Source organism: Kribbella yunnanensis (assembly GCF_039529655.1).
GTDB lineage: Bacteria > Actinomycetota > Actinomycetes > Propionibacteriales > Kribbellaceae > Kribbella > Kribbella yunnanensis.
In genome coordinates, this window is record NZ_BAAANF010000005.1 from 118,072 (window position 1) to 131,108 (window position 13,037).

Annotated in this window: 10 protein-coding genes and 1 pseudogene; 10 read left to right on the top strand and 1 reads right to left on the bottom strand. The window is 67.9% G+C overall.

Going from position 1 to position 13,037, the window contains the following annotated elements; translation table 11 throughout:
- The 9 genes and pseudogenes from ABD231_RS09300 to ABD231_RS09340 all read left to right on the top strand — a co-directional run.
- A pseudogene (locus ABD231_RS09300) lies at positions 1 to 1,121 on the top strand (hypothetical protein); the annotation flags it as partial.
- Positions 1,118 to 1,729 carry an N-acetyltransferase gene (locus tag ABD231_RS09305; RefSeq protein ID WP_344148156.1) on the top strand — a complete coding sequence of 204 codons (612 nt, stop codon included), beginning with the start codon at positions 1,118 to 1,120 and terminating at the stop codon, positions 1,727 to 1,729. The pseudogene ABD231_RS09300 and the gene ABD231_RS09305, both read left to right, overlap by 4 nt.
- Positions 1,726 to 2,817 carry a DegT/DnrJ/EryC1/StrS family aminotransferase gene (locus ABD231_RS09310; protein WP_344148310.1) on the top strand — a complete coding sequence of 364 codons (1,092 nt, stop codon included), beginning with the start codon at positions 1,726 to 1,728 and terminating at the stop codon, positions 2,815 to 2,817. The genes ABD231_RS09305 and ABD231_RS09310 overlap by 4 nt, the downstream gene beginning before the upstream one ends.
- Before the next feature lies 1 nt (position 2,818).
- Positions 2,819 to 3,814, top strand: a complete 996-nt coding sequence (locus tag ABD231_RS09315; protein WP_344148159.1) for a Gfo/Idh/MocA family protein — start codon at positions 2,819 to 2,821, stop codon at positions 3,812 to 3,814.
- Positions 3,811 to 4,863, top strand: coding sequence for a non-hydrolyzing UDP-N-acetylglucosamine 2-epimerase (gene wecB, locus ABD231_RS09320; RefSeq protein WP_344148162.1), 1,053 nt, complete (start codon positions 3,811 to 3,813; stop codon positions 4,861 to 4,863). Before ABD231_RS09315 ends, wecB begins: the two co-directional genes overlap by 4 nt.
- Positions 4,864 to 4,867: 4 nt before the next feature.
- Entirely contained in the window at positions 4,868 to 6,013 is a 1,146-nt protein-coding gene (locus tag ABD231_RS09325; RefSeq protein WP_344148165.1) for an acyltransferase family protein, read from the top strand.
- 25 nt (positions 6,014 to 6,038) lie between these two features.
- Positions 6,039 to 7,340, top strand: a complete 1,302-nt coding sequence (locus ABD231_RS09330) for a nucleotide sugar dehydrogenase (protein WP_344148168.1) — start codon at positions 6,039 to 6,041, stop codon at positions 7,338 to 7,340.
- Positions 7,337 to 8,824 carry a glycosyltransferase family protein gene (locus tag ABD231_RS09335; RefSeq protein ID WP_344148171.1) on the top strand — a complete coding sequence of 496 codons (1,488 nt, stop codon included), beginning with the start codon at positions 7,337 to 7,339 and terminating at the stop codon, positions 8,822 to 8,824. Before ABD231_RS09330 ends, ABD231_RS09335 begins: the two co-directional genes overlap by 4 nt.
- A complete protein-coding gene (locus ABD231_RS09340; protein ID WP_344148173.1) occupies positions 8,814 to 9,977 on the top strand; it encodes a glycosyltransferase in 1,164 nt (387 codons plus the stop codon). Before ABD231_RS09335 ends, ABD231_RS09340 begins: the two co-directional genes overlap by 11 nt.
- Positions 9,978 to 10,011: 34 nt before the next feature.
- On the opposite strand, the gene ABD231_RS09345 is transcribed toward ABD231_RS09340, so the two are convergent.
- A complete protein-coding gene (locus ABD231_RS09345) occupies positions 10,012 to 11,952 on the bottom strand; it encodes a CocE/NonD family hydrolase (protein ID WP_344148176.1) in 1,941 nt (646 codons plus the stop codon).
- A 268-nt stretch (positions 11,953 to 12,220) separates the two neighbouring features.
- On the opposite strand from ABD231_RS09345, the gene ABD231_RS09350 reads away from it, so the two are divergent.
- Positions 12,221 to 13,037: hypothetical protein (locus ABD231_RS09350; protein ID WP_344148179.1), on the top strand; the 817-nt coding region annotated here is incomplete at its 3' end.

Below are 13,037 nucleotides of genomic sequence, written 5' to 3' on the forward strand. Positions count from 1 at the left end.
GGGCGCGTCTGCGTGGTCTGCGCTACACCTACGCGACCCTGCCGGCCTTCCCGCCGGTGGCCACGACCCCGGTGCGGTTACTGGTCGGACCGACCAACTCCGCCGGTCAGGGGTATCAGTGGGCCCGCGCGGCCCGCACGATCCCCGGGGTCGCGGCCGATGCGTTCGCCCTGCATCGCTCGGCGGCCTTCCGGTTCGCCGACGATTACGGCGTACCGCAGGCATGGTGGAACCAGTCGCGCTGGACTCGTGCCCAGCGCGAACACGTTGTGAGCAACTACACCCACGTCCTGGTCGAGTCCCTGCGGCCGCTCCTCGGGTACGGCGGCCACTCCGACGCGGCCGCGGATATCGCCGTACTGCAAGCGGCCGGGGTCGATGTCGCCCTGCTGTTCCACGGGTCCGACATCCGGCTGCCCAGTCGCCATGCGGCCCGCGAGCGGTTCTCGCCGTTCACCCCGGGTGATGACCTCACCGACAAACTCGAGGTCCAGGCCCGCCGGCATGCCGAGCTGGTCGAGACCCTTGGCCTGCCGGTCTTCGTCTCCACCCCTGATCTGCTCATCGACGTCCCGCAGGCCCAATGGCTACCGGTGGTCATCGACCCGGCACCGTGGGCCGCGGCGGCTCGTCCGCTGTTCACCGGCGAGCGTCCGATCGTCGTACACGTCCCGTCCAGCGCGAAGCTCAAGGGCACGGCCCGGATCGACGAGGTCCTGACCGGCCTGCACGAGCGCGGACTGATCGAGTACCGGCGGATCACCGGCGTACCGCACGCGGAGATGCCGACTGTGATCGGCGCCGCAGACATCGTTGTAGATCAGCTCGGAATCGGCCTGTACGGCGTGGCCGCGGCCGAGGCCCTCGCAGCCGGGAGGATCGTCGTCTCGTACGTCGGTTCGGACCTGCGCTCGCGGGTGCGTAGTCTGACTGGGCGAGAGGTACCGATCGTGGAGGCGGACGACGACACGCTGAGTGACGTCGTCGGCGATCTCGTCGCTGACACCGAGACCGCTGCCGCGCAGGCGGCAGCCGGGCCCGAGTTCGTGGCGGAGCTGCACGACGGTCGTCGCGCAGCCGAAGTCCTCAGCCAGTGGCTGACTGTTAAGGAGACCCTGTGACCACCCGCATCGCCCCGTCGGCCGACGTCGACGAGCGCGCCCAGATCGGCGAAGGCTCGTCGGTCTGGCACCTGGCCCAGGTCCGCGAGAACGCGGTGCTGGGCAAGAACACCATCGTCGGCCGTGGCGCCTATGTCGGGACCGGGGTCCGGATGGGCGACAACTGCAAGATCCAGAACTACGCGCTGGTCTACGAGCCCGCCGTGCTCGAGGACGGTGTCTTCATCGGCCCGGCCGTGGTGCTGACCAACGACTACTTCCCGCGCGCGGTGAACCCGGACGGGACGCCGAAGAGCGGGCACGACTGGGAGCCGGTCGGTGTGACGCTGAAGGAGGGCTGCTCGCTCGGTGCGCGCAGCACCTGCGTGGCGCCGGTCACCGTCGGCCGCTGGGCGACGGTCGCGGCCGGTGCCGTGGTCGTCAAGGACGTGCCGGACTTCTCGCTGGTCGCCGGCGTCCCGGCCCGTCATCTCAAGTGGGTCGGCAAAGCCGGCGTACCGCTGCTCGCTGTCGGGGACGGCGAGTGGAAATGCCCGACCACGGGCGAGCTCTACATCGAAACCGACGGGCGGCTGCGGCCGGCCGATGAAGCACAGGAGGAGAACTGATGGTGCAGCCGATTCCGGCCGCGAAGCCGATCATCGGGAAGGAGGAGCGCGAGGCTGTCGACCGTGTCATGCAGTCCGGCATGCTCGCCCAGGGTCCTGAGGTGGCGGCGTTCGAGCAGGAGTTCGGCGCAGCGCTGGTCTCCGGCCGGGCGTGCGTCGCGACGAACTCCGGCACCTCGGGCCTGCACCTGGGCCTGCTGGCCGCGGGCGTCGGACCGGGTGACGAGGTCATCGTCCCGTCCTTCACCTTCGCCGCGACCGCCAACAGCGTCGCGCTGACCGGTGCGACCCCGGTCTTCGTCGACATCGAGCCGACGTACTTCTGCCTGGACCCGGCCGCTGTCGAGGCCGCGATCACCGAGAAGACCAAGGCCGTCATGCCGGTGCACCTGTTCGGTCACCCGGCCAACATGACCGCGCTGCAGGCGATCGCCGAGAAGCACGGCATCGCGATCTACGAGGACGCCGCGCAGGCCCACGGCGCGACCTGGAACGGCGCTCCGGTCGGCACCTTCGGCGACTTCGCGATGTTCAGCCTCTACCCGACCAAGAACATGACGTCGGGTGAGGGCGGCATGAACTCGGTCGCCAACGAGCACCTCGAGCGGCAGATGCGGTTGTACCGCAACCAGGGCATGCTCAAGCAGTACGAGAACGAGGTCGTCGGCCTGAACAACCGGATGACCGACCTGCACGCCGCCATCGGTCGCGTGCAGCTGACCAAGGTCGGCGGCTGGACCAAGCAGCGGCAGGAGAACGCGGCCTTCCTGGACGCGAACCTGGCCGGTGTCGGCGTCCCGGCGGTGGCCGACGAGGCCAGCCACGTGTACCACCAGTACACGATCCGCGTCACCGAGGACCGCGACGGTTTCGCCAACGCGCTGCGCACCGAGTACGGCGTCGGCTGTGGCGTCTACTACCCGATCCCGAACCACCGGCTCCCGTCGTTCCAGCGTGAGCTGGACCTGCCGGAGACCGAGAAGGCCGCGGCCGAGGTGCTCTCGCTGCCGGTCCACCCCTCACTGTCCGAGGACGACCTGAACCGGATCGTGGCCGCGGTGAACACCGTGGCGAAGGCTGGTGCGTGAGATGGCGAACCTGAAGGCAGGCCTGATCGGCCTCGGCATGATGGGCCGTCACCACGCCCGTGTGCTGGCTTCCCTGGACGGCGTGGACCTGGTCGCCGTCGCGGACCCGGGCGGTGACAAGTTCGGTGTCGCCGGCGGTCGTCCGGTGCACTCCACCATCGAGCAGTTGATTGCCGAAGGCATCGACTACTGCATGGTCGCGGTGCCGACCCAGTACCACGCCGAGATCGCCAAGGCGCTGGCCGAGGCCGGCGTGCACGCGATGATCGAGAAGCCGCTGGCCGGTTCGTCGGCCGAGGCGACCGAGATCGCCAAGGCGTTCGAGGCCGCCGGCCTGGTCGGCGCGGTCGGTCACATCGAGCGGTACAACCCGGCGCTGCAGGCGCTCCGGGTCCGCCTCGAGGCCGGCGAGTTGGGCGACATCTACCAGATCACCACGCGTCGGCAGGGCCCGTTCCCGGCCCGGATCGCCGACGTCGGCGTCGTACTGGACCTGGCGACGCACGACATCGATCTGACCGCATGGGTGACCCAGTCCCCGTTCGTCACGGTGTCCGCGCAGAGCGCGCACAAGTCCGGCCGTGACTACGAGGACCTGATCGCCGTCACCGGCAAGCTGGCCGACGGCACCGTCACCAGCCACCTGGTGAACTGGCTGTCCCCGATGAAGGAGCGGCTCACCGTCGTCACCGGTGAGAAGGGCGCCTTCATCGCCGACACGCTGACCGCCGACCTGACCTTCCACGCCAACGGCACGGTCGCCACCGCGTGGGACGACGTCGCGCACTTCCGCGGTGTCAGCGAGGGCGACATGATCCGGTACGCGATCAGCAAGCCCGAGCCGCTGCGCACCGAGCACGAGCAGTTCCGGGACGCCGTCCTGGGCAAGGAAGCCGACATCGTCACGCTGCAGCAGGGTCTGACGACCGTCGCCGTCGCCGAGGCCGTCATCCAGTCGGCCGCCGAGGACCGCACCATCAAGGTCGCCGGCGCATGAAGGTCCTGAGCGTTGTCGGGGCCCGTCCCCAGTTCGTGAAGCTCGCCCCGATCGCCGAGGCGTTCGCGGCGACCGATCACGAGCACGTGATCGTGCACACCGGTCAGCACTACGACAAGAACATGTCCGACGTGTTCTTCGCCGACCTGAAGATCCCGGCGCCGGACGTGCACCTGGGGATCGGGTCCGGCAGCCACGGCGTGCAGACCGGCGCGATGCTGTCCGCGATGGACGCCGTACTGGACGAGCACAAGCCGGACTGGGTGCTCGTCTACGGTGACACCAACTCGACGCTGGCCGGTGCGCTGTCGGCCGTGAAGATGCACCTCCCGGTGGCTCACCTGGAGGCCGGTCTGCGGTCGTTCAACCGGCGGATGCCGGAGGAGCACAACCGCGTGCTGACCGACCACGCGTCGGACATCCTGCTCGCCCCGACCCAGGTGGCGATGGATCACCTGGCCAACGAGGGCCTGAAGGACAAGTCGCGGCTGGTCGGCGACGTCATGACCGACGTCTGCTTCCGGGTTCGCGATGCAGTCCAGGACAAGCCGCTCGACCTGCCGTTCAAGCAGGGCGAGTACCTGGTCGCGACGATTCACCGGCCCGACAACACCGACGACCCGGAGCACCTGTCCGGCATCATCGAGGGCCTGGCCAACATCGGGCGCCCGGTGGTTCTGCTGGCGCACCCGCGGCTGGTCGCGAAGTGTGCGGAGGCCGGTATCAAGCTGGAGCGTCCGGACGGTTCGCTGCACGTCCGTGAGCCGCTGGCCTACCCGGAGATGGTCCAGGCCGTCATCGGTTCGGCCGGTGTGGTCACCGACTCCGGTGGTCTGCAGAAGGAGGCCTTCCTGCTCGGCCGCGTCTGCACCACGCTGCGTCCGGAGACCGAGTGGGTCGAGACCGTCGAGGCCGGCTGGAACGTGCTGACCTCCGACGTGAGCAAGCTGCCCGAGCTGGCTGCTCGGACGGCGCCGACGGGCGAGCGCCCGATGCCGTACGGCGACGGTCACGCGGCCGGTCGCGTGGTCGCCACGCTCGCCGAGTAGTTCGATGACATTGGCTGCCGGGGACCGAGTGCAGCCTGTTCAGGGAGATCCTGAACAGGCCGCCTCGCCCTCGGCAGCTCTTGTTTCGAGGCCCCGGGTTGAGTCGCTCACCGGGCTGCGCTGGTGGGCGGCGTTCTTCGTTTTCACCCACCACATGGGCAATCTGGCCCCGCTGCCGATCCGTGAGTTCCTGAAGCTCGGCACTTCCGGGGTGACGTTCTTCTTCGTCCTCTCGGGCTTCGTGCTGACGTGGTCGGCCCGGCCCGGTACGTCGGCCGGCACCTTCTACCGCCGCCGGTTCGCCCGGATCGTCCCGGCCCATGTGGTCGCGCTGATCCCGGCGCTGTTCGTGTTCTACCGGTTCGATCCGCCGGAGAACCTGTTCTGGATCAAGCCGGTCTCGATGACCGCGATCGTGCTGTCGCTGTTCCTGCTGAACGGCTGGTCGAACAACCCCGACATCCTGTACGGCGGCAATCCGGCGTCCTGGACGTTGTCGATCGAGGCGTTCTTCTACGCGTTCTTCCCGTTCCTGCACCGAGTCACCGCCAAGCTGAAGCTGGCCGGAGCGCTCGCCCTCGCGGCGGCCGCGATCGCCATCGCCGGCGGATACCGACTGACGCAGTACAACTGGGTCGACCTGCCGACGCTGCCGCCACCGTTGCTGCACGCGGTCGCGTTCGTGGTCGGTGTCGCGATCGCGATCGCCTTGCGCTCCGGCTGGACCACCCGGCTGCCGGCCTGGACCGGGTACCTGGCGATCGGTATCGGCCTGGTCGTCCTCACCTACACCTTCCGGCACCCGGGCAAGGTGCCGTTCGGTACCGAGATCAGCCTGCTGCAGAAGGAGATTCTCACTGTTTTGTACGGCGTCTTGATCCTGGTCGTCGCTGCCCGGGACCTGCGCGGGGGCCGGTCCCTCCTCAGGAGCAAACCACTGGTCGCGCTCGGCCAGTGGTCGTACTCCTTCTATCTGGTGCATGCCACCGTGCTGTACGGGATCAGAGAACTCCACGGAAGCAGCGAGCCTGTTTCGTGGTTGAACCTGACCTGGTACGCCGGTGTCGGCGCCGTATCGATCCTCGCCTCGTGGCTGCTCTACAAGTTCGTCGAGCACCCGCTGGAACTCAAGCTACGAGGCTCCCGTTGAAGAATCACTATCTAGTGGAGTCAGTGTGCGCGTCAGTGTAATTGCCTTGGGCAAGATCGGTCTGCCGTTGGCGGTCCAGTTCGCCTCGAAGGGGCACCAGGTCGTCGGTGTCGACATCAACGAGAAGTTCGTCGAGCTGGTGAACGCCGGCCAGGAGCCGTTCCCGGGTGAGGACCACCTGCAGGAGCTGCTCGCCGAGACCGTGGCCGACGGCCGCCTGCGGGCGACCACCGACTACGCGGACGCGATCCCGAACAGCGACGCCGTCGTCATCGTGGTGCCGCTGTTCGTCGACGAGCAGACCGGTGAGCCGGAGTTCGGCTGGATGGAGAACGCGACCCGTTCGCTGGCCGAGCACCTGACCCCGGGCACCCTGGTCTCCTACGAGACCACGCTGCCGGTCGGCACCACCCGGAACCGCTGGAAGCCGATGCTGGAGGAGATCTCCGGCCTGACCGAGGGCACCGACTTCCACCTGGTGTTCTCGCCGGAGCGCGTCCTCACCGGCCGCGTCTTCGCGGACCTGCGCAAGTACCCGAAGCTGGTCGGCGGTCTGTCCGACGAGGGTGCCAAGCGGGCCACCGAGTTCTACGAGGCCGTGCTGGACTTCGACGAGCGTCCGGACCTCGAGCGTGGCAACGGCGTCTGGGACCTCGGTTCCGCCGAGGCCGCCGAGCTGGCGAAGCTGGCCGAGACCACCTACCGCGACGTCAACATCGGTCTCGCGAACCAGTTCGCCCGGTTCGCCGGCCAGAACGGTATCGACGTCACCCAGGTGATCGACGCGTCGAACTCGCAGCCCTACAGCCACATCCACCGCCCCGGTATCGCCGTCGGCGGCCACTGCATCCCGGTCTACCCGCGGCTCTACCTGTGGACCGACCCGGAGGCGACCGTCGTCCGCGCCGCCCGCGAGGCGAACGCCGGCATGCCGGACTACACCATCGGCCTGCTCGAGGGCGCGTACGGCGAGCTCAAGGGCGCCAAGGTGGTCGTCCTCGGTGCGTCGTACCGCGGTGGCGTCAAGGAGACCGCGTTCTCCGGTGTCTTCCCGGCCGTCGAGGCGCTCAAGGGCCGCGGTGCCGAGGTCTTCGTGCACGACCCGATGTACACCGACGAGGAGCTCACCAAGCTCGGCTTCACGCCGTTCGCGCTGGGCACGCCGGTGGACGCGGCTGTGCTGCAGGCCGACCACGCCGAGTACGCCGAGCTGTCGCCGGCCGACCTGCCCGGCATCACGGTGCTGGTGGACGGCCGCGACAAGACCGACGCCGCCAAGTGGGCCGGCGTCCGGCGGATCGTGATCGGAAGGTCCGTCCGCCAGTGACCCAGCCCGACCTGCGGGTGGTGGCCGGTGCACAGACGATCGTGCTCCGGCCTTCGGCCACCCGGGAGTCGTCGAAGGAACTGGTCGACGGCACCCTGGTAGTGCATGTCCCGATGCGACACCCGCAGGTCGGTGACCGACACAAGGTCGCACTGCTCGACCTCAAGGCCGACGTGGCCCACGGGCGCGTCGGCCGTTTCGAACAGCTGGTACGACGGGCCTGGCTGAAGGTGCTGAAGTTCGACCGACGGCCGCATGCTTCGAAGGCACAGCAACTGGAACTCACCTTCGGTGGGCTGATCGACCGCCTGCAACCGGATGTCGTGTACGCACCGGACCCGGCGGCGCTCTCTGTCGCCACCCGTGCCGCCGACCGCGCGAAGCTGCAGAAGCGAGCGTTGAAGGTCGTCCACCAAGACGCCGGTGCGCCCCGGCAGCAGAGCGCTACCCGAACGGACAAGCGGCGGTTGCTGATCGGTCCGGTGAACAGTGCGGGCCAGGCGTGGCTGTGGGCGAACGCTCTACAGCAGGTAATGCCCGCGGAGGCGCTCAGCACCGCTGGTGCGAAGTACGAGTTCGCTGCGCATCGCACTGCGACGGCCGAGCAGTACAAGGCGGATCTGCGCTGGCAGTATGACCTGGCGGCGTACGTGCTGTCTGAGGTCAGCCACGTGCTGTTCGAGGCGGGGCGGCCGCTGTTCGGTCAGCTCCCGGGACAGCTGTGGACTGCGGATGTGCCGACCCTGGACACGGCCGGCATCAAGCACGGGTTGATTTTCCATGGGTCGGAAATTCGCGATCCGGCCCGCCACCGCGAGCTTTTCGCGCACTCACCGTTCCAGGACCCGGCTGACGAGTTCACCCAACGCCTGCAGGCCGCCAACGACGCGTTGCGGCGCCACCTGACGTCGTACGACGGCCCTGTCTTCGTCACCACTCCGGACCTGCTGGATTTTGTCGAGCACGGCACCTGGCTGCCACTGACCGTCGATGTGCACGCTCTGGCGTCGGACCAGCCGGTGCTGGAGCGCGAGCGGCCCGTGGTGCTGCATGCGCCGTCCAGCGGCGCTCTGAAGGGCTCGGCGCACGTGGACCCGGTCCTGACCGAGCTGGACGCGCTCGGCCTCATCACGTACCAGCGGGTCGAGGGTGTGAAGCACGCCGAGCTGGCTGAACTGGTGAAGGCCGCCGACATCGTCGTCGACCAACTGGCGTTGGGTTCGTACGGCGTGCTGGCGTGCGAGGCGATGGCGGCCGGGCGAGTGACTGTGGGACATGTCGCGGACCGGGTGCGGGCGCAGTTGCCCACCGAGCTGCCGATCGCGGAAGCCACTCCGGGCGACCTTCGGGACGTGATCGAGCGCCTGGTGACCGAGCGCGAGACAGCTCGGAAGCTGGCCGACAGCGGATCGGCGTACGTTCGTGACCTCCACGATGGCCGCAGTGCGGTCGCAGCGCTGCTACCTTTCCTCGGTGGCAGGTGACATGCGGGTATTGATGATTGCGCAGTCTCCGATCGCCGGGGACTCGCGAATCCTTCGCGAGGCAACCGCGCTGGCGGATGCTGGGCACACGATTCACATCATCGGGCGGGACGTTCCCGAGGGCTTCGAGATCGGCCCGAAGATCACCGTCGAGTCGGTGTCGCGGTCCTCCGGGCTGCGTGCCGGTGGGGGAGGTCTCGCGGTCGGGCACGGGCGGCGTGGGCCGAAGGTGCTGGCCAAGCGCTTCGGGCGCTGGCTGCTGCTCCCCGAGCACCGGCTGCGCACCGAGAAGCAATGGCGGCTCGCCGCGGCCCCGCGAGTCGCCGATGCTGGGCCGTTCGACGTCGTACACGCCCATGACTTCAACACGCTCGAGCTTGCCGCCGAGTACGCCGAGCTCTGGCAGGCCGTGCTGGTCTACGACAGCCACGAGCTGTGGTTCGACCGTGCCCTGCCGGGCCGCCCGACGCCGCTCTGGCGGGCACGTGGCCGACAGTTCGAGGCCACGCTGGCGGCGAAGGCGCGCGTCGTCTTCACCGTCTCCGACGGCATCGCCGTTCGGCTGCGGGATCGCGGCCTGAAAGACGTCCGCGTCATCCGTAACACCTTCCCGAAGGCCGACTTCGTCCCACCGCCGCTGGAGCGTCCCGAGGGACTCCTGTACGCCGGCCGCGTGGGCGCAGGCCGCGACCTTCCGACGGTGGTCGGTGCAGCACGACAGCTCGCGCCGTTCCGGACCGTGTTGATGGGGTCGGTGGATCCCAACTATCGCTTGGATCTGGGCCCGGTCGAGGTCGTCGCCGAGCGCTCCATCGACCAGGTCGACGAGACGCTGCGCTCGTACGGAATCTCGCTGGTCACGCTGACCAACACCTGCGAGAACCACCGCCTCGCGCTACCCAACAAACTCTTCCACGCCGTCAGAGCCGGCGTACCGGTCGTCGCTGCCGATCTCCCCGAGCTCCGAGCAGTCGTGACGTCACACAACCTCGGCACCCTCTACACGCCCGGCGACCCCGTCTCCCTGACGGCCGCCGTACGGGCCCTGATCGAGACCTATCCCGTCTACACCGCCGGCATCCGCGAAGCCGCCGACGAGCTCAACTGGGAACACGACGCCGCAACCCTCGTCAAGGCCTACTCCGAGCTGTAGAAAGGCCCCGGCTCGAAAGCCGGGGCCCCTGGTCTCAGCGGGAAGCTTCGACCATTTGTTCCATCAGTTTGGTCGGGTCCTTCTCGGGCTCGGGCTGGGCGAGGCTGTCGGCGGCGACGCGCTCGCCGGGGGCACCGGCTGTGTTGAGCGCGGCGGTGTAGCCGGTCAGCGGGAGGGTGAGGGACGACCGGGTCGGGTCGACCGTGAGGGTGGCCCCGGTGAACGGGACCGACGGGTTGTCGGGCTCGACGGTGAGGACGAGGCCGAGGCGGTGACCGGGGGCGAAGACGATGTCGTCGGCGTTCAGTTCGAACGACAGGTCGTAGTACTTGCCCGGGGTCAGGTATTCCTTGTGGTTCAGGGTTTTGTAGTGACCGACGTCGGCGAGCGTGCGGACGACGACTGCCGCGTCCGAGACCTTGGTGTTGATCTTGGTCTGGGCGTAGCAACCGGTGTCGAGTGCATTCCCGTCACCCCAGCAGACGCGGGTGTTCGGAACATTCGTGATGTTGGAGTAGCGGGTCGCCGTACCGTAGTCGACGATCCGTGCCTTGATCCCGGACGCGACCTTGTCCGACTTCACCCGGACCGACACCTTGCCGGTGCCGCTGATCCGAACCGCCTTCTCCAGTTCGTCGCTGAGGAACACGGCCCGGTTCGGCTTCGGCGTCGTCGGATCCAGTACGACGGCATCCGTCGACTCGTCCTCGGTGCCGGTGAAGCTGATCGGGTCACCGGAGGCGGCCGCGATCGACAGTCCGCCGGCCTTGGCGTTCTTCGCCTTGCCGAGGTTCAGTTTGACCGGGCGGACACCGGCCGCCGGCCACCGCTTCTCGTGGGTGTACGTGCCGTCCTCGCGCATGATGGTGGCCTGCGGCTGCTGCATGATGCCGTTCTTCAGCCCCTGCAGCCAGTAGTCGAACCACGGGTGCAGCTCGTTGACGTACGCGTCCCGCAGGCTGAAGCCGTCCAGGTGCACGCCCTGGTGCAGCAGGATCTTCCGCGGCACGTTGTACCTGACCAGCTGGTCCCACCACTCGCCATAGTGCCGGGTCTTCACGTTCTCGTCGTCGAGACCGTGGATCAGGAACACACTGGACCGCACCTTGCGCGCGTCCAGGTTGTAGTTCCGCGGATCCCAGAACTTGCTGTAGCTGCCGGTCGGGGTATCGGAAGCCGCCTCGACCTCATCGGTCAGCGCGACACACCGCGGTGTCTTGTCGTTGCTGACATAGTCGTACAGGAACTCCATGTACTTGTCGTAGAATGGCACCCCGTTCGCACGGGTGTAGTCGTACCAGCTGGAGATCGCCGCGATCGGGACGATCGTCTCCAGCCCGCGGACGCCGGTGCTGGCCACGGAATTCGCGATCGTTCCGTTCCACGACGTACCGATCATGCCGGTCTTACCGGTCGACCAACTGGCCTTTGCCTTGCTGCCGTCAGGGTTGTAGCCAGGCACCCGGTTGTTCAGCCAGTCGACGACCGCCTTGGTCCCGAGGACCTCGTAGTCGCCGCCGACATCCGTGCAGCCGGTCGAACGGTTGGTCCCGGGCATGTCGACGAACGCGACGGCGTACCCGCGCGGCACGAAGTAGTTGTCCAGCCAGGTGCCGTAGACCTGGCGGATTCCCTTGGAATCGAAGTACGACGACGGGTCGCCGGCGTAGTACGGCGACGCCTGGATGATGACCGGTACGTCGATCCCGGCCGCGTCGGCTTCACCCGGGCGGATGATGTCGACGGTGATCTGGTCGGTGACGCCGTTCTCGTCGTTGTCGGTGCCCGGGACGTCGACCGCGATCCGCTCCCGGATCGCGTTGTCGTAGTCATAGGCGGCGACCGTCTGCGTCCCCTGCACGAACGGCTTGTCAGGTTTCGCGGTCGCGGTGATGGTGCCTGAAAGTGTGACGGCCGGAATCAGTGCGGCCGCAGCGAGCAGGATCGTTCCGGTCCGGAACGGAGTTCTGCGCATGCGTGTCTCTCCCCTGTGGGCGGTGGGTCGAATCCACGACGGCCCTCCCTCGAACGGGCCGTGGTTGTGGTCTGCACCCTATGCACGACCGACCATCGCTGTCAGTAGAGATCTCGTCTCAGTGGGTCACCCGACTCAGGTCACGGGTAATACTTCGGCCCGTCCGGCTGCCCCTCCGGGCATAACTCCGCAGGTCGCGCCCGTATCGAGTGATGTGAAGGCCGGAGGGGTGCCTTCACCAGGAACCGGACTCGATGAGAGGAACACCATGAAGCTTCGTCAGGCAGCGACACTCGCGGGGACGGCGGCACTGCTGCTGGCCGCTGCCCCGACCACCGCCCAGGCTGCCACCAGTACGGCGGGATGTTCGATCAACCTGGGCGCCGTGACGGCCGCCGGGGTGCACACGTTCCGTACGGTCACCCCGCCGGCTTCATCGGCGACTGTGAACACCGCGGGCGTTTTCGGTGCCGGCAAGGTCAAGCTGACCACGTCGTTCATCGACACCCCGGCCAGCCAGGGGACGCCGGACGGCTCGTCGCACCGCTACGGGTACGCCGTACTCGAGGACACGCTGATGCGGGTGAGCTACAACACGAAGCCCGACGGGACGCTGGACGGCTACACGATGAGCCCGCTGATCGAGGGCTTTACCGGGTACACCGCGATCGAGTTCTCGCAGTACGTCAACGACAACACCGGGTTCAGCCGCCACCACTTCTATGCCCTGCGTGCCGACGGCACACTCGAGCGGCGTGACCTCGACAAGGGCTGGGCGGTCAACGGCACGTACGCCGGTCTCCCCGGGATCAAGGCGATCGCGCTGATCGGCCAGACCGCGACGTACGACACGTTCCTCGCCACCACGAAGGCGGGCGGCCTGTACACCGTGCACCTCCCGGTCAGCTCGCCGATGAAGCCGGTCCTGAAGACCGTCCGGTCGTCGACCTGGCAGGGCTTCGAGACCCTGATCGCCGACCGTTGCGGTGCGTCCGGGACTCTGCTGGTCGGCATCGACAAGGACACCAAGACCGGGCATGTCTACGAGCTCAGTCGCGCCAACGGCACCGCTACGACGATCAAGT